This window comes from Staphylococcus sp. GDY8P198P (genome assembly GCF_017891615.1).
Lineage (GTDB): Bacteria > Bacillota > Bacilli > Staphylococcales > Staphylococcaceae > Staphylococcus > Staphylococcus cohnii.
In genome coordinates this window covers 156,510-177,189 of record NZ_JAESJQ010000016.1, presented here as the reverse complement: position 1 = coordinate 177,189, position 20,680 = coordinate 156,510, and the positions used below count along the sequence as shown (strand labels likewise).

Below are 20,680 nucleotides of genomic sequence, written 5' to 3'. Positions count from 1 at the left end.
AAATTACATTTTTTCATGGAAAGTACGTGAAATTACATCTAATTGTTGTTCTCGTGTTAATTTAATAAAGTTAACGGCATAACCAGAAACACGAATCGTTAATTGTGGATATGCTTCAGGGTGTTCCATTGCATCTAATAGTGTTTCCCTATTAAATACATTAATGTTTAAGTGATGTCCGTGTTGCATTGCATAGCCATCCAACATACTTGTGAGATTTTTACATTGATCATTACTTTCCTTACCTAGTGATTTTGGAACGATGCTAAATGTGTTAGAAATACCATCTTTACAACAATCATAAGGTATTTTTGCTACGGTACTAAGTGAAGAAAGTGCGCCTTTTTGGTCACGTCCATGCATAGGGTTTGCACCTGGTGCAAATGGTTCTCCAGCTTTACGACCATCTGGTGTATTTCCAGTCTTCTTACCATATACAACATTTGATGTTATCGTTAATACACTCATTGTATGTTCCGAATTGCGATAAGTTTTATGACTACGTAATTTTGTCATAAAGCGTTCTACAAGGTCTATTGCTAAATCATCGACACGTGCATCATTATTGCCATATTTAGGAAAATCACCTTCAATTTCAAAATCTGTAACAATACCATTTTCATCTCGAATAGGTTTTACTTTTGCATATTTGATTGCAGATAATGAATCTGCAGCAACAGAAAGACCAGCTATACCTGTAGCCATTGTTCTAATGATATTTGTATCGTGCAATGCCATTTCTATACGTTCATAACTATACTTATCATGCATATAATGAATAATATTAAGTGAATTAATATATACTCCAGCTAACCAATCCATCATTTTATCAAATTTTTCAAATACTTCATCATAATCTAGGATTTCTGTTTTTATACTTTCATAGGCAGGCCCAACTTGACGTCCTGATTTTTCATCTACTCCTCCATTAATAGCATATAATAATGTTTTTGCTAAATTAGCACGAGCGCCAAAAAATTGCATTTGTTTACCAATTGTCATAGCAGACACACAACATGCAATACCATAATCATCACCATAAGATTCTCTCATTAAGTCATCATTTTCATATTGAATTGCACTTGTTTTAATACTCATTATTGCGCAATATGTTTTAAAATTGTCAGGTAGGCGAACTGACCATAATACTGTGAGGTTTGGTTCAGGTGCTGGACCTAAATTATCTAGTGAATGTAAGAATCGGAATGAGTTTTTAGTTACTAATGCACGTCCGTCAATACCTACACCACCGATTGATTCTGTTACCCAAGTAGGATCACCAGAGAATAACTCATTATAGTCAGGTGTTCGCGCGAATTTTACGATACGTAATTTCATAATAAAGTGGTCTATGATTTCTTGCACTTCACGTTCTGTAATCAATCCATTGTTTAAATCTCTTTCAGCATAGATATCTAAAAATGTTGAAGTACGACCTAAGCTCATAGCTGCACCGTTTTGTTCTTTAATCGCTGCTAAATATGCTAAGTACAACCATTGTACTGCTTCTTTAAAGTTATAAGCTGGGCGACTTAAGTCAAATCCATAAATATTACCTAATGTTTTCAATTCATTTAATGCTCGGTATTGTTCAGACAATTCTTCGCGTAATCGAATGACATCTTCTGACATTTCTTTAGACATATTGTTGAAATCTTCCATTTTTTTCTGCATTAGGAAGTCTACACCATATAAAGCGACTCTGCGGTAATCTCCAATAATACGTCCACGACCGTACGCATCTGGAAGTCCAGTAATGATCCCAGCCTTTCTGCAATTTAGCATTTCTTTGGAGTATGCATCGAATACTCCTTGGTTATGCGTTTTACGATAGTCAGTAAATATTTTTTCAGTTTCACTATTTAAATCATAACCATACGCTTCACAAGCTGCTTTGGCCATGCGAATACCACCAAAAGGTTGCATTGAACGTTTGAATGGTTTATCGGTTTGGACACCTACTATGCTTTCTAATTCTTTATTTAGATAACCTGCCTCGTGAGAAGTGATGGTAGAAGGGATTTTTGTGTCCATGTCCCACATACCACCGCGTTCACGTTCTTCTTTAGACAATTGCATGACTTGATCCCAAAGCTTAGTTGTTGCTTCTGTAGGACTTTCTAAAAATTGATCATCACCTTCGTATAATGTGTAATTTAGTTGAATAAATTCTCTTACATCTACATGATGTTGCCAGCGACCTTTTTTAAAATCATTCCATGCTGTGGATTGCATATTATTTTCTTTTAACATATCATTACCTCCAAAAGTATGTTATTTTTTCACAATAATTATATCATTTGTTTTGTTAAAAAAATCACAAAGTTTTTGAATAATTTTAATCTAAAATGTGAAAGCTTTTGGAATCTGTATTAAAAAGTAATACACTTAAGGTATGTTATAGGTCTGTTATAGAACAGTTTTAAAAGTGTATAATTAATTAAGATTTAATAGAAAAAGCTAAACATAGTAGTTTTGAAAGTAATTTTCGACAATATCTATTACAATTTAATTAGAGTTATTAAGCCCGTTGTTTAATATAACGTTTCACACTTTAGCGAGGAATGGAAACATTCGATTAAGGCATTATCAGCTGGAATTCCCTTGGGGGGACATGCTTCGGGTAATGATTTTTTCTTCGCATAATTTATAATATTCATATGATGTATACACACTTAATTAATTGCTATGAAATAGGCATCCATTAGGTATTTTTATTTGGTTTAAGGTAAATAAGTAATATCTAAGGTATGAATACATCACAATTAATGATTGAAGATTATGAAATTAAAGTTGCTAAAGCCCACATACATAACAACTTAAGTTTAGATAATTGCCATTTATATTAATGAAAATAATAAATATAAATGATTAGATAAATAAAAATTGAAAGGATTTTCAAAAAACCTTTTTACTTTCAGACTTTTCTGATAGTGTTGTATCCAAGTTTCAATGATTTTGTAATATTATTGTGACATAATAGAAAGTGGTTTTTATTTATCATTATAGTAGGATCAGGGGTAAGTAAAGATAATGTTAAATTAAGTCAGCCTACCGAAAGCGCATTGCATATTAAGTAAAGTGACGGGGTTACAAGTACTCAAAATGACAATGGCGTAGTAACTTGAAAAGATCAGAATGGTAAAACTGAAAAGTTACCTACAGAAGCAAAAGATAAAGATGATAAAGACATAGTATTAAAATAAAAAGAAACAAAAGATGGATATGATATCCAAGTTTTAGATAAGAACCAAAAAGAAGGATGGGCTAAATGTACTCTAGGCACAGCTGGTGGAACAGGCACTGGTGGACTAGGTGGAGCAGGAGTCGGTTCAGCGGTACCTGGAATTGGTACGGTTGCTGGTGGAATAGTAGGTGGCGTTTCTGGAGCTGCTACTGGAGCTGCTGCATCTTGTTTCTAAATAATTATTAGGAGAATTGATATGGAAAATTCAATATTTTGGTCTAAAAAATTCATACCAGTTTATTACATTGTTGCATTTTTAAGCTTTGCTTTATTTAAGTTTTATATACAAACAGATAATTATTCAGTATATATTCTTATAATTTTAGTATTTGGCTTAGGTATTGCATCATGCATATATAATTTTAAAAAAGATAATAATCAACATTCTAACTAAAGTTGATTTAGGCGCTTATATTAATTTATAAGTGCTTTTATTTATACTGTGATAAATTTGACGAATAGAGTTAATCTCTTAAGTAGTTGAATTAGCTTCATCACATTTGTGTTTCTAACGATAATAAGTTGATTTTGAAATATCAAATAATTTTAATACTAGTTTAATTGAATATATTAAGTTCAATGCTTCAACGACTTGTATAATTATTTTGGCTCAACTTCCTTTCCAATTCCTTGTACTTTTTAAAACATCAATTTCAGCTTTTTTCCTCTGTTTTATATTCTTAACTTTTCTTCATTATTTAATTATCCAATATCCTTACCATATAAATATTGTTTACCAACTTGTTGGTAGTATCTATGGGTTTTATCATTTCCACCAAGTTTTCACTTGTGAACTTTTTCTAATGTTTAATGTTTCCATAATTTCGCTTGAACTGTAACCTTCATTTTCATTTCTAATGAGTAAGCAACTCCTTTCATAGAAAAAAACACCTCCGTATTTTTCATTTTAAATGAATTCAACAGAAGTGTTTTTATTTTATTCCCACAAATTATGTTCAGAGCAAAAAGCTATTTCAGGTTTTTTATGAATATTAATTAAAAACAATTGTCTTACTATTCGCAGTCACAATCACCTTATGAAGCACATGATATTCTACAGCTTGAGCTAACACACTTGATTCAACATGCCGACCAATTTTACGTAAATCTTGTACATTGTACCGATGATTAATTCGGATAACGTCTTGATCTATGATTGGACCTTCATCCAGGTCAGAAGTAACATAATGACTTGTTGCTCCAACTAATTTGACACCGCGTTCCCATGCTTGTTTATAAGGATTTGCCCCTATAAATGACGGTAGGAATGAGTGATGAATATTGATGATTTGATTTGGATAGTGACTGACAAAATGATCGGATAGTATTTGCATATATTTTGCTAACACGATGAGTTCAACTTGATGCTCAGAACAAACATCTAGTATTTTTCTTTCTACGATTTCTTTATCTTCGTTGCTCGGTATGTAATAAAAAGGGATATGAAGTGTTTCTGCGAATTGTCTATTGTTTTCGTGATTACTAACGATACACACAATTTCGGCAGGCAATTCATTTCTGTTAACACGTAATAAAATTTCGTTGAAAGCATGATCTTCCTTAGAAACAAAAAGTGCTATTTTTGTATGTTGTTGATTGTCAAAGAGTTTAAAATCTATTTGATGTGTTTGCAACGTTGTTTCTAAATCTTCTTTCAATGATGGTACATTTTCAAATTCTAATCTCAAATATAATTGACCTGTAGCATTTGGTGAATGGTCGTATTCTGTAAAATGATCTAAATGTAGAATATTAGAATGATATTGAGCAATTTTATTAGTAATTAATGAAGTAATACCGACTTTATCTGTACAAGTTGCAAGTAAAATATATTTCTCTGTCATCTTTTACACCTCAATTATTAAAGTAACCCTGATTATAATGAAAATTCTGAAAAAAGTAAATAAATGATCATTTTCAATTGTTTAAGGCAAAGTATATGCCAAAAAGTAAAAATTAAGATATAATAATGAATAGTGTTTTTATATCAAAAGAGTAATAAGTAAAAAATATAATCACATTTCATGCTTGTTATGCGCTTACAATAAAAGTGGTATAAGTGTTTAAGTTAATTATAGGATATAAGATTGATTATTTAGATAATTTCGCAAATAACAAAAAACAACGAAAATATCATTTCGCTCTTTTATTTTATCGCAAATTGTATTAAGATGTAATTTGTGTTTCAAGAAACGTGTATTATTGCAATTTCTTGTGTCCGGATAAAATATTCTTTTATGAAAGGTAGATTAAAGTAATGGATAGACAGAGTTTTACAGATTTAATTCAAACAAAATTTAAAATGGTGCGTATTGAAGCAGGTTACACGCAAGATACAATGGCACAAACGATTGGTCTTTCAAAAAAGACACTAGTACAAATTGAAAAAGAGAGAGTATTGCCCAACTGGACAACATGTGTGTCAATTTGTGCATTATTTAGAGATTCTGATGTTCTAAATAGTACTTTCGGTTGCGATCCGTTAGAAATGGTACAAACAATTTCACGTAACCATTGTGCGTATCCAAATCATTCTACAACTAGTGATATATATTGGAACACAGTTGATACTCGTAACGGCTATATTCTACAAAGCAATAAAGTAAGTGATATCTACCGTGTACTAAATCAGGAAACACAACCTATTTTTGGTACTTCTAAATTAAGAGAAGCTGAAACATATTTTGGTAGAGTTTCTAAAGAAGAATTAATGCACGTATAAATAAATGCATTTTGTGATAGAAGAATCATTATTTATAACATTAACTAATAAAGTTATAGCTTATATATTGAATGGTTTAGTCACTAAAGTTTAATTGAAATCGGTCATGAACAAATGAACTGAACTTAATAGGCAAGTTGATACAGTTTTTGACCTATGATAAAAAAGAATACATCATTGTAAGAGCGAACACGGGAAATCAAATGTTGATTGATTTCTAAATCGCTCTTTTTTTTTGAATTTATACTAATACAAATTGAATATACTCATAATTATTGCTGCCAAGCAATTTTGTTTTTAAAAAATAACAAATAGTATACACATTTTTTTGATATATGTTATACAATGTAAAAATGACTGATATGAATGTACCTTCAGTTTATAACAAATTTTATTTGAAGGAGAATTAACTATGCACGCTTTTTTAATAATTATAGCGATGATGATTATTGGAGCAATAATAGGTGGCGTCACAAATGTAATTGCTGTAAGAATGTTATTTCATCCGTTTAAAACTTACTATATTTTTAATAAACGTATTCCTTTTACACCTGGGTTAATACCTAAAAGAAGAGCAGAAATTGCAGATAAAATTGGACAAGTTATTGAAGAACACCTATTGACTGAAACATTAATTAAGTCAAAATTAAATGCACCTAAATCAAGAGAAGCAATCGAATCATTAATCTTAAAACAGATTCAAAAATTAAAAACAGACCATGTGACGATTCAATCGTTGACGAAAAGTTTCGATGTTGATGTTGTACAGGTTACTAATGATAAAATGTATTCGGTTATCAATAATAAATTAGAACAATATTATGCTGAATATAAAGAAACTCCTATAAAACAAATGATTCCTTCAGATATTGAAAAAAATATTGATGCAAAGGTAGATGGAGTACCTGAATTATTGTTTGAACGTGCACGCGTCTATCTTAAATCAGAAAAAGGCACTGCTGATATAGCATCAATGTTAGATACTTTCTTTAATGAGAAAGGTAAAATCGTAGGTTTGCTACAGATGTTTATGACTAGAGAAAGCATTGCAGATCGAATACAACATGAATTGATTAGATTAACAAATCATCCTAAAGCTAAAGCAATTGCAAAGCAGATTATTGAAAATGAATACGCAACATTTAAATCAAAAACGTTAGTAGAAATCATCAATGAAGATCAATTCGATTCGCTTAAGGTAACGGTTGCTGATTTACTTATGAACTATGCAAACATAGATAATATATCGAATCGACCACTGAAAGAAGTAATGCCAGAATTTATAACATTCTTAGAAACAAAAATTTCAAAACAACTTACAGAATTGATTATTGATAAAGGTTCTAAACATATTTCTCCAATCATGAAAAAAATCAACCTAAGACAAATGGTTGAAGAACAGATAAATTCATTTGATTTAGCATATATTGAACGCTTAATCATAGATATCGCAAATAAAGAGTTGAAATTAATTATGCTTTTAGGCTTTTTATTAGGCGGCATCATAGGTTTATTACAAGGTGTGATTGCAATTTTTGTATAACATATTAAATTATGTTATTGTAATATCGATGTGGTTATAACACATATACAAATAAAGGAGTGAAGCACAGTGGCAGTAAATTTATACGATCATGCAAATCAATTAGAACAAGCTTTAAGAGAAAGTGATGAATATCAAGCAATTCAAAAAGCTTATGCTAAAGTAAAAGAAAATGATGAATCAAAAGCACTTTTTGATGAATTCCGTGAAACACAATTAAACTTCCAACAAAAACAAATGCAAGGTGAAGAAATTGGTGAAGAGGAATTACAAAAAGCTCAAGAACAAGCACAAAAAATCGAAAATGATTCTAACATTTCAGAATTAATGGCTGCTGAGCAAAACATGAGCCAAGTATTCCAAGAAATTAATCAAATCATTGTTAAACCTTTAGATGAAATTTACGCTGACTAATTAATCAGAATGTTTATTTTTAAAAATAATCTAAAGTTTTTATAAAAAGTTAAAAATATTTAATGTGTTGCTATGTAAAAATTGATTTTTGAAATCAATACATGGCCACAACCATAATTGAAAGAAATATATGAACTTTTATTCAAGCATATGTATGATAAACTCAATATATTGAGAAGTGATATACAAAAGAATTGATTCCGATAAATGAGTTCTTTAATTGCTGGATAATAGTTCATTTTTTATTCAATGAACCATGGTTAATATTGAATTTCAAGCTGAGACATTTATTTATGTTTCAGCTTTTTTGTTTTATCGACTGTACAATAGTCGGTGTGGTAAAATAAAGAGATACAAGGTATTAGCATGTACATAGGTATTAGTAGAGTTTTTTAAATCTCAAAATAAATGCCTAGTTTTCATGCTTTTTATAAAAACCTTTAAATAAAGGAGAACTATAACTATATGGTTAAATTTATTCATTGTGCAGATTTACATTTAGATAGTCCATTTAAGTCTAGAAGCTACTTAAGTCAATCGATATTTGAAGATATGCAAAAAAGCGCATATGAAAGTTTTAAAAAAATCGTGGATTTAGCGTTAAATGAAGAAGTAGATTTTATGATTATAGCAGGGGATTTATTTGATAGTCATAATAGAACACTCCGTGCTGAAGTGTTCTTAAAAGAGCAATTTGAACGACTATCAAAAGAACAAATATTTGTTTATCTTTGTCATGGTAATCATGATCCGCTTTCTTCATCTATAGGTACTGAATGGCCAGAGAACGTTTCTGTTTTTTCTGAAAATGTAGAAACATATCAAACAATTACCAAAAATGGCGAAGAAATATATTTACACGGTTTCAGCTATCAAAATGAAGCGAGTTACGAAAATAAGCTTGATGCTTATCCATCAAGCCAAGGCCAAAAAGGTATCCATATAGGTATTTTACATGGTACATATAGCAAAACGAACACAAAAGACCGTTATACGGAATTTAGATTGGAAGATTTAAACAATAAACTTTATCATTATTGGGCACTTGGTCATATACACGAGCGACAACAACTAAGTGATATGCCTCAAATTCATTATCCTGGTAATATTCAAGGTCGTCATTTCAAAGAAACTGGAGAAAAAGGCTGCCTATTAATAGAGGGAGATGATTTACATCTAAATGCTAAATTTGTGCCAACCCAGTTTATTCGTTTTGAGAAAGCTGAAATAGATACAGACATGACTTCAAAACAAGGTTTGTTTGACGCAATACAAGACTTTAAATCACAAGTTAGAGCTCACGGTAAAGCAATTTATCAATTAGTAGTACATGTCAATTCAGACGAAATTATTTCTGATCAAGATTTAATGCAAGTACATGAAATGATTAGCGAATATGAAGAAAATGAGCATAATTTTGTGTTTATAGAAGATTTAAAAATAAAGAATAAAGATGATGATAAAACGACTCTTGTTAAAGAATTTTCACCAGATTTGATTGAAGATAATTCAGTTTATGAGCAAGCTATGAATGATTTATATCTTAATCCAAAAGCTTCCAAATACCTAGAAAATTATGATGATTTTGATCGTCGTGAATTAATTAAGCGAGCGGAATTATTATTAAAATCAGATATGAGGGGGGAATAAAATGAAGATTAAATCATTAGATATATATGGTTATGGTAGATTTATTCAAAGAACCATTCAATTTGATGAACATTTCACAGAAATATATGGAGAAAATGAGTCAGGAAAGTCTACGATACAGGCATTTATACATTCTATCCTATTCGGTTTTCCAACTAAGAAAGAAAATGAACCACGACTAGAACCACGTTTAGGTAATCAATATGGCGGAAAACTTACATTGATTCAAGATGATGGTTCTTTGATAGAAATTGAACGTATCAAAGGTGCAGCAACTGGAGACGTTAAAGTTTATCTACCAAACGGCGCCATCAAAGATGAAAGCTGGTTAAAAAAAGAACTTAATTTTATCTCAAAACGTACATACCAAGGTATATTTTCATTTGATGTATTAGGTCTACAAAATATTCATAAAAATATGGATGAAACGCAATTACAAAACTATTTACTTCAGGCTGGTGCATTAGGATCAACAGAATTTACTAGTATGCGTGAAATTTTGAATGATAAAAAAGAAATGTTGTATAAGAAAAATGGTAGAAATCCAATGATTAATCAACAACTTGAAGAATTGAAGTCATTAGAGCGTCAAATTCGAGAAGAAGAAGAAAAGCTATCCTCTTATAAACGCTTAGTAGATGATAAAGATAAAGCTGATCGACGATTAGAAAATTTGAAACAAAATTTAAATCAACTGTCTAAAATGCATGACCGTAAACAAAAAGAATTAGCTTTACATGAACAAACACAAGAGTGGAAAACGCTAGAAACCCAATTAAATATCGAACCTGTCACATTTCCTGAACAAGGTATTGATCGCTATGAATCTGCAAAAATTCAAACGCAAAATTTAAAAAGAGATATTGGTTTAAGAGAAGAGCGATTAGCACACTTGAAAAGTGAAAACGAAAAAATCAATGTCCCTAAGCAATCTGATTTAGATGCTTTTAACCATATACAGCAACAAGAAAATGAAATTAAACAAAAAGAATACGAATTAAAATCAGTTGAAAAAGAAATTCAAGATAAAGAACGTGAAAAATCAGGCTTAAAGTCTAATATTGGATGGCAAGATGTATACCATGAAGTAGACAGTTCAGAGGCAATGAAGAGTCACGTAAGTAATCAAATTAAAAATAAACAAGAACAGACTGCTTTTATTCAACAATTAGAACGCAATATTGAAGAAAATAAAATTGATAAAGAAACAAATCAAACTGAGATGGATGCATTAGAAAAAGATATTGTGTCTGATGAAAATTATGAAAAGAAAAAGCAATATAACAATCGTGTGTTTGAACTTCAAGAGAAGAATAATTTATATCAAAAAATGAAAGAAGCGTTTGATAAAGAACAACAAGAAAATGAACGCAAGCAGAATATTTTCCGATTTGCTTTGATTATATTAGCGGTTGTTGGTATTGGATTAACAATCTTTTCATTTATTTCTGCTAATTTAGTCTTTGGTATTGTATTTGCAATACTTTCTCTTATATTTATCGTAGGAATATTTTTAGTTAAATCAAAAGAGATTGGACATAGTGAAACATTTTCTAATGAAATTGAAGATTTGCAACACCAAATAAATGATTTAGAAGCTAATTATAATTTGGATTTTGATTTAGATGATCAAAATAGGATTCGCGAACAATTTCATAATGCTATTAAAACGAAAGAAGCTTTAGATAAAAAAGCAAATTATTTATCTTCTAATTTAGAAGCGGCTCAGCACCAATATTCAAAATCAGATAATGAGATTAACCAAATTAAAGATGAATTACATTTATCTGATAAAATTTCAGACGAACTCATTATTGATAGTATTGCGACGATGAATAAAATTAAGGATTATGACAATCATACGGTTGAATTGAACGATCAAAAAATTGAGTTACAACAAGCATTAAATACATTTTATGAACATGCCAAAGCAGTAACTCAAAATCAATTTACGACTTTTAACACGCTATCTTTATTTCATGATGTAAATCAATGGTTAAAAGAAGAAACAACGAATTTAGATAAATGGAATAGGAATCAAGAACAAATCGCTTTAATAGAAAGTGAATTATCACAGCTTAAACATCGTTTAAATGAGAATAGTAATGTGATTTCACAGTTATTTAACTTTGTAAGTGTAAATGATGAAGAATCATATTATTATCAACATGCACAATACCAAGCTTATCACCAACAATTAAATCGTTTTAATGATTTAACAAAATATCTGGAAAACCAAAATTATAATTACGAAGCTAGTTCCATGTTAAGCCAAAAAACATATGCACAATTATCTGAAGAAGATGAAGTGTTGGAAAGACAAGTAGATAATTATAATGACCAGTATTTAGAAATGCAATCAGAAGTCAGTGATTTAAACGCTAAAATCACGGATATGGAAACAGATAAGACACTAGCGGATTTACGTCATAAGTTCCATATTTTGAAAAATAGAGTGAACGATGAAGCGAAAGATTGGGCAAGTCTCAGCTACTTACAATCTTTAGTGGAAGGACATATTAAACAAATTAAAGACAAGCGTTTACCACAAGTGATAAATGAAGCGACAGAGATCTTTGCACATTTGACAAATGGAAATTATGTACAAGTTACTTATGCGAATGAAGATTTAATGGTAAAACAAGTGAATGGTCAAATGTACGAACCAATTGAATTAAGCCAGTCTACTAAAGAAATACTATATATCGCATTGCGTTTAAGTTTAATTAAAACATTAAAACCTTACTATCCATTCCCTGTAATTATTGATGATGCATTTGTACATTTTGATAAACATAGAAAAGAAACGATGATGAATTATCTAAGACAAATGCCTAATGATTATCAAATTTTATACTTTACATGTGTCAAGGATACAAGTGTGCCTTCAAAACAAATTATTACTTTGAATAAACCTGAGGAAGGCGGTAAATAATGAGAAATGTAGAAAAATTAAATCCTGGAGATTCAGTTGATCACTATTTCTTGATTCATAAAGCGACACAAGGTGTGACTGCTCAAGGGAAAGACTATATGACGATATATCTTCAAGATAAAAGTGGAGATATAGAAGCCAAATTATGGACTGCTACTAAGGAAGATATGCGCGTGCTAGAACCAGAAAAAATTGTACACGTAATTGGTGATGTTATAAATTATCGTGGGCGTAAACAGATGAAAATTAATAAAATTAAATTAGCTTCAGATGAAGCAGATTTAAACATACATGATTTCGTAGATGGCGCCCCGCTGACACCAGAAGAAATCAAAGAAGAAGTCTCTCATTATATTTTGGAAATTGAAAATGCAAATTTACAACGTATTACAAGACATTTATTGCGCAAATATCAAACGGAATTTTTTACATTCCCTGCAGCAAGTACACATCATCATAATTTTTCAAGTGGGTTAAGTTATCACGTATTAACAATGTTACGTGTCGCAAAATCTATTTGTGATATATATCCACTGTTAAACCGTAGCTTGTTATATAGTTCTATTATTTTACATGACCTTGGTAAAGTTAAAGAATTAAGTGGTCCTGTTGCAACAACATATACAGTTGAAGGCAATTTATTAGGTCACATTTCTATAGCAAGTGATGAAGTAGCAGATGCTGCTCGAGAATTAAAAATAGAAGGCGAAGAGGTATTATTACTACGTCATATGATATTAGCGCATCATGGAAAAATGGAATTTGGCTCTCCAAAACTACCACATATGAAAGAAGCGGAAATTTTATATTTCATCGATAATATTGATGCAAAAATGAATATGTTTGAAAAAGCATATAAAAAAACACCAAAAGGTCAATTTACTGAACGTATATTTGGACTTGAGGGTAGACAATTTTACAATCCAACATCATTGGATTAAACAAAAAATAATATACGTTAAAAAAATAAATTTTTAAAAAGGACTAATCCAATTTTGCATGGACTAATCCAATTTTGCATGGACTAGTCCTTTTTACATGTAAACTCATTCGGTTCAGACCGTGAAAAATTACATGTAATATATTGTAGTAGGGATGAGTCGCCAGTTTTTTATTCATGGGATAATTTGACTTAGGTGAGTAGTTTAAACATGTATTTATCATATGTTGAATATTAATACAAAAAAATAAAATACTATCGTATCAATTATGTACCTAATTAAGAAATATGAGTACGTTTCATTGAAAAAATAAGGCAAATGCTATCTATAATAGCATTTGCCTTATCTATGTTTTGAGATATGATTTTATTGTCCAGAGGTCATACCAGCTCCACCTTGTTGCATCGCTTGCTGTTGTTGTTGCTGCTGTTGTTGTTGTTTGATTTTATCTGGATCTAGAATGGAATCTTCGATAGCTTTTTTGATATCTCGATCTTTATAATCTACTTTGTATTCATCTAACAATTCTTTATAAGCATCTGTTAATAATTTAGGACTTTTTTGTACTTTTTGTTGGATTAATTGTGATTTTAGCTTACCTTTTTCTTTATCAAAGTCATTTTCTTTATCTGCTTTAATAATATGATAACCATAATCCGTTTTAACTACTTTTGAAACGTCGCCTTCTTTAAGTTTGAATAGTGCTTTTTCAAAATCTTTTTCCATTTGTCCTTTGATAACATAGCCTAAGCTACCATCTTTTTTAGCTGAAGATTTATCCATGGATTCTTTTTTGGCAATTTCTCCAAACTTATCAGGATTTTCTGATACTTGTTTTTGGATTTTTTCTGCTTTTGCCTTCGCATCTTTATCTGATAAACCTTCTTTGTCATCTTTATTCTCTTTAACTTTAATTAAGATATGTGAACCTTTTTTCGTAGATTCTTTGATTTCTTTATCAGAAATATCCACTTTATCATTTAGTAGTGCTTTTTGATAAGATTGTAATTTTTTCTGCTCTTTATAGTCACTAAGTGACATTTTTTGTTGTTTCAACATACTTTCAAATTGATCTTTACCACCATATTGCTTCTGTTCTTTCTCAACCTCTTTATCAATATCTTTAGTATCTATTTTATCTTTATACTTATCTGCTAACAATTTATTTAATAAAATTGAAAAAGACGTATTTGCAACTTGCTCATCGCCCATTTTATTCATTACATCTTCAACTTTAACATCGCCAGCTTTTGATGAAATGATTGTATCTTCTTTAGAATCTGTAGCACTATTACCACAAGCACCTAATAGTAATGCACTGGCAGTAACAGGAATTATAACTTTTTTAAATGTTTTCATGTTTGGGAACTCCTTTTGTAAGAATAACAACGTAAATATAACATATAAAGTCGTTTTCACCAATTAGAAACCCATATATACGACTATAGTTGTAAGCTTTTTATGTGGAAAGCGTGCATAAAAAAACTGCCAACAAAGTCGGAGACTTTGACGACAGTCTGAAAATCAAACAGTGCTGTTTGCTTAATCAAGTTCATTATTCCAATGTGGGGATACTTTATTTAAAATATTAATACCTGTTTGATGTTCTTCAACATAAGCGCCTTCATTTGAAAATAATATAATTTTTAAATAAAGAAAATCCATGACCGAATAGCCTAAATTTAAAGCAATTAAAAACATCAAATAATGACCATATTGCGGAATTAAAGTACTTATATAACCACAGATAATTGTAATAAATAAAGCAGGCGTGATTAAATCAAAACAAAAGTAATATTTATTAACTGGTGTATTTACATACACATTATAAAATGGCACAGGTTTACGTTTTACTAATTTATATTTTTTAAATGATTTACGATAGGGATAGAAAAATAATAAATGGATTAATTTATGCAATGGGTACAAAAGTACCACTAAAATTAAAAATATCAAAAAGTGATCATCTGTTAACTTGGTATTTGAAAAGAAGTATAATAGTTCGTATGCAATTAAAAATGTAATAATTGTAGTAGCAAAACTAAGGAAAGCAATTCTAGGTATGCCAAAACGAGCGTTAATATCTATTTGACGTGTACATAAATACATTACGCAATCATACTCCTTTTAAAATATATTGAATATACTTTCGTATTATCTAACGTATTACTACAATCGTCAAGTTTAACTTTATGCTAGTTTTAGAGTTTGAAAGATTATTTAGAAACACACTGGCTGAACATTATAGTTCTTGAGCAAAGAAACTTATGAGATTAAAAATTAGTTATGAATTAGTATTATTTCAAATGCTTAAAGAATCTATTATAAAAAATAAAAGAGTTATAACTCTTTTGAAAACTAAGTCATAACTCTTATTTAACCAAACTTATTATTTATCTTTTTCAAAGGCTTTTGAAATTTCTTCGCCACGATTTTGTAAATTCTCAATATGAGATTGCAAATTTTCAATATTAGGATCGATATCAGATTTGAAATCGCCAATCATCGTTTTTACTTCATCACCGATAGTGCTTCCAATTTCAGTACTTTCGGACTTGATTTGAGCAATGTAATTTACAATATCATTGACGTTTTGTTTTATTGTATTGATTTCTCTATCAAATTCAGATTCAGCACCTGTAGGCTTACGCGCTTCTGTCACGTATTGGTTTGAATTTTTCTTATCACGATTCATTAATGCAACACCAATTCCAGTTGCAACACCAGCACCAAGACCTAGTAATAATTGAGCTGTTTTCATAAAAATTCTCCTCATTTCTAAAATTTCTGAGTCATTAATAATTTTAATATACCCTAAATCATATCAGCTAAGCATAATTAATTAAATTGAGCTGCAATTTCTTGTGCAATTTTTTCCTTCTGATCATCGTCTATGCTTTCTTCATGTGTTTCCCATTTATAACCAAAACCATCTACTTCATTTTCATATCTTGGTAATAAGTGGAAATGTAAATGGAAGACAGATTGATCGGCAAATTCACCATTATTTTGTATAATATTTAGACCATCAGGGTTAAATGCATTTTTAATTGCGTTTGCTACTTTAGGTAAAGCAACACCTATATGTTTCATTGTTTCACTATCTGTTTCAAAGATATTTGCAGAGATTTTTTTAGGAACTAATAAAGTATGACCTTTAGTCACTTGAGAGATGTCTAAAAATGCATAAACATATTCATCTTCATATACTTTATAACTAGGAATCTCACCATTTATTATTTTACTAAAGATTGTTTCAGACATAAATCTTCACTCCTTGTCAGATATTTAATAACCATTATAGCATTACTGATTAATTTCCGTCATTTTTTGCAGTAACTTTATGAACAATGTTTGATTTTTGATACAATACTATTTGTGGAGGTGCCTTATGACAGTAAAAGTAGAGCATTTAACAGGTGGATATGGCAAAAGACCTGTGATTAAAGATATAAATTTTGAATTGAGAAAAGGAGAAATTGTTGGTTTGATAGGTTTGAATGGTGCTGGGAAGAGTACTACTATTAAACATATGTTAGGTTTATTAACGCCTATGGAAGGGCAGTTAACAATTTCAGATATTAATATCAAAAAAGACGTAGAAACTTATAGACGAAAATTATCATATATTCCAGAAGCACCAGTAATATACGATGAATTAACGTTACAAGAACATATTAACATGACTGCAATGGCGTATAATATTGATAAAGAAGAAGCTATGAAAAGAGCAAATCCATTATTAAAAACATTTAGGTTAGAAAATGAGTTAGATATATTTCCAAGTCATTTTTCTAAAGGTATGAAACAAAAAGTAATGATTATTTGTGCATTTATTGTAGATCCAGAACTATATATCATTGATGAACCATTTTTAGGTTTAGATCCTTTAGGTATTCAATCTATGCTTGATTTAATGGTTGAAAAAAAAGAAGAAAATAGAACTGTATTGATGAGTACACATATTTTGGCAACTGCTGAAAAATATTGTGACAGATTTTTAATAATGGACAAAGGTCAAATCGTGGCATTCGGTAATATAGATGAATTAAGAGAACAAACAGGGCTAAGTGGTAAAACTTTAGATGAAATCTATATACATGTTACTCAAGGTGGCCAGAACTCATGAGACATGAAGCTAAACAATTATTTGATTTAAGGAAACAAGAAATTACAAAGGAGAAAAGTTATTATAATAAGTTTATATTTAATGGTCATTTTTCCGTATTTCTTGTGATTTTATTAGGTGCATTTATTTTAGGCTATGGAGATTGGTTGAAATCAATACCTAAACATATTAATTATCCATTAATTGCTAGTATAATCACAGCCATTACTTCTATGTTCCCAATTAGGACTTTATTGAAAGATGCAGATAAATTATTTCTCTTGCCATTTGAAAAACATATGTTTGAATATATGAAAAAAAGTTTGATGTATAGTTATGTTACTAGATTACCTATACAAATATTATTAATTATTATATTATTTCCATTATTTTATGTGCTTAATAACAAAACGTTTGGATTTTATATTATCTTTGCTGGACTAGCAATTATATTCCCGCTCCTAGGTTTATTATTAAAATGGCAGTGGTATAAATTTCGACTTGAACGTTGGTCATTATTTAGTATTTTGTTTGTGATATTTACATCTGGTTATTATGTAGCCTTAGATCCTAAAAATATCTTAAGTATTTTTTCAGTTATTATACTTGTTGCTCTTACTCTGTTAATAAGATATTTAAACAAAGACTATTTGTTCCCATGGGAGCATATGATTAATACAGAACAACAACATCATATGAATTATTATAAATTTGTAAATATGTTTACGGATGTAAAACAACTAGAAGAGAAAGCAGTAAGGAGAAGTTATTTAGATCCGTTATTGTGGAAACCGAAACCTAAAAAATTTAATGACAACTATATGTATCTTTATTTATTTATTAGAAGTTTTGCTAGAGGTAAAGACGCATTTAATATTATATTACGCTTGATTATTATAGCTTTAGTTATGATGATATGGTTACATCAAGTCATCGTAATTTTATTAATTGGTAGCCTGTTTATGTATATTATTTTGTTACAAATGTCTCAATTTTATACACAACAAGCATATGGTTTATGGCCTCAAGTTTGGCCGGTATCTGATAGTAAAGTGATAAAAGGGTATGAACAATTTTTAAATAGATTAATGTGTTTTATAGGCGTGGTATTTATTGTTACTTTTGCTATTATTCTCCCACAATATAGTTTCTTTGGATTGATATTCTTTCTTGTAGGGTGGTTGACGATTAGAAATATAACTAAAAAACTAAAATATCAAGAAAGTTTGCTAACAGATTAAAAAATCGCTACTCAAGTTTTAGCTTAATGCTAATTTTGAGTAGCGATTTTTATTTAATAGTCATCAATTGGGAATAAATATCTTTCAAAATAACTAGAATGTTGACCACTAGAACCAAAGAATTGACTTAGTGCAAGTTTATCAAAGTTGTCTTGGAAGACAGTAGAGGCTTTGAAATCTTCATAGTCTGTACGACTATTAAAGCCAAAATAAATTTTGTATGTTAACCCTTGATTTGGTTTTAAAAAACGATAACTTCTGTAACCTGCAAATTGTTTAAAATCAGTTGTTACATTTTCTAATTTCTTTTCTAATTGATAAGCATGATCTTCTGATGTTGGTATGAAAATAACAGAATAGAAGTAATTTTCATCTAAATTCCCTTCAGATTTAATGATGTCATAAGCTAACGGATGTTTTAAAACAGTTTCACCTTCTGTTTCTTCTATAATGACTGAAGAGTCAGAAGCTGAAAATTGTAATAGATTATGTGTCGGATTATTTAGCTTAATTTGATTCAAATAACCAAATGTACCGTAAGATGCGTATATTTTCATAAATTTTCCCCCTTGAATTGTTTAAGAAACATTGGATAACTATTATAATTTACTATATATACTTCTAATATTTCAAATAAATGTAAAATAGACTTTAACAGTATTATAATTGATTTCTGATAGAAAACAATAGTCAAATAATTAAGATCATAAAGTGACACACTTTGTCATTTTTATGACATTTCTATACATTGAATACGGTAAATTAATGGATATGGTAATATTAATAAGAATGATTATAATGTAGGAGGATTACAAGGTGCATAATAAAAATAATACAATCCTAGATATGATTAAGGGCAAAGAAGTTAAACACACACCTGTGTGGTTTATGCGTCAAGCTGGTAGATCTCAGCCTGAATATAGAAAATTGAAAGAGCAATACTCTTTATTTGAAATTACACATCAACCAGAATTATGTGCATATGTAACACATTTACCAGTAGATAACTATAATACGGATGCCGCGGTTTTATATAAAGACATCATGACACCGTTGCAACCGATAGGCGTTGATGTTGAAATTAAGTCTGGGATAGGTCCAGTAATTCATAATCCGATTAAAACTATTCAAGATGTTGAAAAATTAGGGGAAATTGATCCAAAACGAGACGTTCCATATGTATTAGATACAATAAAATTGTTAACTGAAGAAAAATTAAATGTGCCATTGATAGGTTTTACAGGTGCTCCATTTACATTAGCAAGCTATATGATTGAAGGTGGTCCTTCTAAGAATTATAATTTTACAAAGGCGATGATGTATAGTGATGAAGCAACATGGTTCGCACTTATGGATCATTTAGTTGATATGTCCATCATTTATACGACTGCCCAAATAGAAGCTGGTGCAGAAATTATCCAAGTATTTGATTCTTGGGTTGGTGCATTAAACGTACATGATTATAGATATTATATAAAGCCAGCAATGAAAAAGTTGATTAATGGAATTAAAGCGAAACATGATGTGCCAGTTATTTTATTTGGTGTAGGTGCAAGTCATTTAGTACATGAATGGAATGATTTACCAATAGATGTATTAGGTTTAGATTGGAGACTATCTATTAAGGAAGCTAATGATTTAAATATAACTAAAACCTTACAAGGAAATTTAGATCCTTCTTTACTGTTAGCACCTTGGGAAGTTATAGAAGCAAGATTAAAACCTATTTTAGATCAAGGTTTAGCTCATGGTAAACATATATTTAATTTAGGTCATGGTGTTTTTCCACAAGTTAAACCTGAAACTTTAAAAAGAATTACTACATTTGTTCACGAATATACACAAAGATAGTTAGACATAAATATAGTGAGCAAGATTT

General features: G+C 29.8%; 17 protein-coding genes and 1 pseudogene. 10 read left to right on the top strand and 8 right to left on the bottom strand.

Annotation, left to right across the window (positions count from 1 at the left end; genetic code table 11):
* Nucleotides 1–3: 3 nt before the first annotated feature.
* Together pflB and KA824_RS13040 are read right to left on the bottom strand one after the other, a co-directional pair.
* Nucleotides 4–2,253: a formate C-acetyltransferase gene (gene pflB / locus KA824_RS11165; RefSeq protein WP_181187697.1), complete on the bottom strand. Its 2,250-nt coding sequence runs from the start codon at nucleotides 2,251–2,253 to the stop codon at nucleotides 4–6.
* A 284-nt stretch (nucleotides 2,254–2,537) separates the two neighbouring features.
* Nucleotides 2,538–2,736: pseudogene (locus KA824_RS13040) on the bottom strand (IS3-like element ISLmo1 family transposase); the annotation flags it as partial.
* A gap of 707 nt (nucleotides 2,737–3,443) precedes the next feature.
* On the opposite strand from KA824_RS13040, the gene KA824_RS11160 reads away from it, so the two are divergent.
* Nucleotides 3,444–3,641, top strand: a complete 198-nt coding sequence (locus KA824_RS11160; protein WP_181187698.1) for a hypothetical protein — start codon at nucleotides 3,444–3,446, stop codon at nucleotides 3,639–3,641.
* A gap of 598 nt (nucleotides 3,642–4,239) precedes the next feature.
* Here the strand turns inward: KA824_RS11160 and purU are convergent.
* Nucleotides 4,240–5,091, bottom strand: coding sequence for a formyltetrahydrofolate deformylase (gene purU, locus KA824_RS11155; protein ID WP_119536081.1), 852 nt, complete (start codon nucleotides 5,089–5,091; stop codon nucleotides 4,240–4,242).
* A gap of 413 nt (nucleotides 5,092–5,504) precedes the next feature.
* Between purU and xdrA the strand changes: the two genes are divergently transcribed.
* From xdrA to yhaM, 6 genes are all read left to right on the top strand, one after another.
* Nucleotides 5,505–5,969 (top strand): XRE family transcriptional regulator XdrA, encoded by a 465-nt coding sequence (xdrA, locus tag KA824_RS11150; protein ID WP_019468125.1) that lies wholly within the window; start codon nucleotides 5,505–5,507, stop codon nucleotides 5,967–5,969.
* Nucleotides 5,970–6,381: 412 nt separating this feature from the next.
* Nucleotides 6,382–7,512, top strand: coding sequence for a DUF445 domain-containing protein (locus tag KA824_RS11145; RefSeq protein WP_181187699.1), 1,131 nt, complete (start codon nucleotides 6,382–6,384; stop codon nucleotides 7,510–7,512).
* A gap of 69 nt (nucleotides 7,513–7,581) precedes the next feature.
* Nucleotides 7,582–7,926 (top strand): YlbF/YmcA family competence regulator, encoded by a 345-nt coding sequence (locus tag KA824_RS11140; RefSeq protein ID WP_019468127.1) that lies wholly within the window; start codon nucleotides 7,582–7,584, stop codon nucleotides 7,924–7,926.
* 465 nt (nucleotides 7,927–8,391) lie between these two features.
* Nucleotides 8,392–9,576, top strand: coding sequence for a metallophosphoesterase family protein (locus tag KA824_RS11135; protein ID WP_107385247.1), 1,185 nt, complete (start codon nucleotides 8,392–8,394; stop codon nucleotides 9,574–9,576).
* 1 nt (nucleotide 9,577) lies between these two features.
* Nucleotides 9,578–12,511, top strand: a complete 2,934-nt coding sequence (locus KA824_RS11130; RefSeq protein WP_181187700.1) for an ATP-binding protein — start codon at nucleotides 9,578–9,580, stop codon at nucleotides 12,509–12,511.
* Nucleotides 12,511–13,452 carry a 3'-5' exoribonuclease YhaM gene (gene yhaM / locus KA824_RS11125; RefSeq protein WP_107385246.1) on the top strand — a complete coding sequence of 314 codons (942 nt, stop codon included), beginning with the start codon at nucleotides 12,511–12,513 and terminating at the stop codon, nucleotides 13,450–13,452. Before KA824_RS11130 ends, yhaM begins: the two co-directional genes overlap by 1 nt.
* 366 nt (nucleotides 13,453–13,818) lie before the next feature.
* Here the strand turns inward: yhaM and prsA are convergent, their stop codons facing one another.
* The 4 genes from prsA to KA824_RS11105 all read right to left on the bottom strand — a co-directional run bounded on the left by prsA (nucleotide 13,819) and on the right by KA824_RS11105 (nucleotide 16,716).
* The gene (gene prsA, locus KA824_RS11120) at nucleotides 13,819–14,811 is read right to left on the bottom strand and encodes a peptidylprolyl isomerase PrsA (RefSeq protein ID WP_019468046.1); all 993 of its coding nucleotides are present in this window, start codon (nucleotides 14,809–14,811) and stop codon (nucleotides 13,819–13,821) included.
* Nucleotides 14,812–14,994: 183 nt separating this feature from the next.
* Entirely contained in the window at nucleotides 14,995–15,561 is a 567-nt protein-coding gene (locus KA824_RS11115; protein ID WP_107385244.1) for a DUF3267 domain-containing protein, read from the bottom strand.
* A 280-nt stretch (nucleotides 15,562–15,841) separates the two neighbouring features.
* On the bottom strand, nucleotides 15,842–16,213 hold the full coding sequence (locus KA824_RS11110) for a YtxH domain-containing protein (protein ID WP_107505310.1): 372 nt from the start codon (nucleotides 16,211–16,213) through the stop codon (nucleotides 15,842–15,844).
* A gap of 77 nt (nucleotides 16,214–16,290) precedes the next feature.
* Nucleotides 16,291–16,716 carry an HIT family protein gene (locus KA824_RS11105; protein ID WP_107385242.1) on the bottom strand — a complete coding sequence of 142 codons (426 nt, stop codon included), beginning with the start codon at nucleotides 16,714–16,716 and terminating at the stop codon, nucleotides 16,291–16,293.
* A gap of 127 nt (nucleotides 16,717–16,843) precedes the next feature.
* Here KA824_RS11105 and ecsA point away from each other — a divergent pair, with 127 nt between their 5' ends.
* Nucleotides 16,844–17,581, top strand: a complete 738-nt coding sequence (gene ecsA / locus KA824_RS11100) for an ABC transporter ATP-binding protein EcsA (protein ID WP_107505312.1) — start codon at nucleotides 16,844–16,846, stop codon at nucleotides 17,579–17,581.
* Nucleotides 17,578–18,801, top strand: a complete 1,224-nt coding sequence (gene ecsB, locus KA824_RS11095; RefSeq protein ID WP_181187701.1) for an ABC transporter permease EcsB — start codon at nucleotides 17,578–17,580, stop codon at nucleotides 18,799–18,801. The genes ecsA and ecsB overlap by 4 nt, the downstream gene beginning before the upstream one ends.
* Nucleotides 18,802–18,854: 53 nt before the next feature.
* Here the strand turns inward: ecsB and KA824_RS11090 are convergent, their stop codons facing one another.
* The gene (locus KA824_RS11090) at nucleotides 18,855–19,358 is read right to left on the bottom strand and encodes a signal transduction protein TRAP (protein ID WP_107385222.1); all 504 of its coding nucleotides are present in this window, start codon (nucleotides 19,356–19,358) and stop codon (nucleotides 18,855–18,857) included.
* 259 nt (nucleotides 19,359–19,617) lie between these two features.
* On the opposite strand from KA824_RS11090, the gene hemE reads away from it, so the two are divergent.
* Complete coding sequence (hemE, locus tag KA824_RS11085; protein WP_181187702.1) at nucleotides 19,618–20,652, top strand: uroporphyrinogen decarboxylase; 1,035 nt, start codon at nucleotides 19,618–19,620, stop codon at nucleotides 20,650–20,652.
* The last annotated feature ends 28 nt before the right edge of the window (nucleotides 20,653–20,680 follow it).

What these genes read in the sequence shown, in the direction of transcription:
- KA824_RS11090 (WP_107385222.1), bottom strand. Translation starts at nt 19,358, where the DNA reads ATGAAAATATACGCATCTTACGGTACATTTGGTTATTTGAATCAAATT.
- pflB (WP_181187697.1), bottom strand. Translation starts at nt 2,253, where the DNA reads ATGTTAAAAGAAAATAATATGCAATCCACAGCATGGAATGATTTTAAA.
- KA824_RS11145 (WP_181187699.1), top strand. Translation starts at nt 6,382, where the DNA reads ATGCACGCTTTTTTAATAATTATAGCGATGATGATTATTGGAGCAATA.
- xdrA (WP_019468125.1), top strand. Translation starts at nt 5,505, where the DNA reads ATGGATAGACAGAGTTTTACAGATTTAATTCAAACAAAATTTAAAATG.
- KA824_RS11105 (WP_107385242.1), bottom strand. Translation starts at nt 16,716, where the DNA reads ATGTCTGAAACAATCTTTAGTAAAATAATAAATGGTGAGATTCCTAGT.
- KA824_RS11135 (WP_107385247.1), top strand. Translation starts at nt 8,392, where the DNA reads ATGGTTAAATTTATTCATTGTGCAGATTTACATTTAGATAGTCCATTT.
- KA824_RS11110 (WP_107505310.1), bottom strand. Translation starts at nt 16,213, where the DNA reads ATGAAAACAGCTCAATTATTACTAGGTCTTGGTGCTGGTGTTGCAACT.
- KA824_RS11115 (WP_107385244.1), bottom strand. Translation starts at nt 15,561, where the DNA reads ATGTATTTATGTACACGTCAAATAGATATTAACGCTCGTTTTGGCATA.
- KA824_RS11130 (WP_181187700.1), top strand. Translation starts at nt 9,578, where the DNA reads ATGAAGATTAAATCATTAGATATATATGGTTATGGTAGATTTATTCAA.
- ecsB (WP_181187701.1), top strand. Translation starts at nt 17,578, where the DNA reads ATGAGACATGAAGCTAAACAATTATTTGATTTAAGGAAACAAGAAATT.
- purU (WP_119536081.1), bottom strand. Translation starts at nt 5,091, where the DNA reads ATGACAGAGAAATATATTTTACTTGCAACTTGTACAGATAAAGTCGGT.
- KA824_RS11160 (WP_181187698.1), top strand. Translation starts at nt 3,444, where the DNA reads ATGGAAAATTCAATATTTTGGTCTAAAAAATTCATACCAGTTTATTAC.
- ecsA (WP_107505312.1), top strand. Translation starts at nt 16,844, where the DNA reads ATGACAGTAAAAGTAGAGCATTTAACAGGTGGATATGGCAAAAGACCT.
- prsA (WP_019468046.1), bottom strand. Translation starts at nt 14,811, where the DNA reads ATGAAAACATTTAAAAAAGTTATAATTCCTGTTACTGCCAGTGCATTA.
- yhaM (WP_107385246.1), top strand. Translation starts at nt 12,511, where the DNA reads ATGAGAAATGTAGAAAAATTAAATCCTGGAGATTCAGTTGATCACTAT.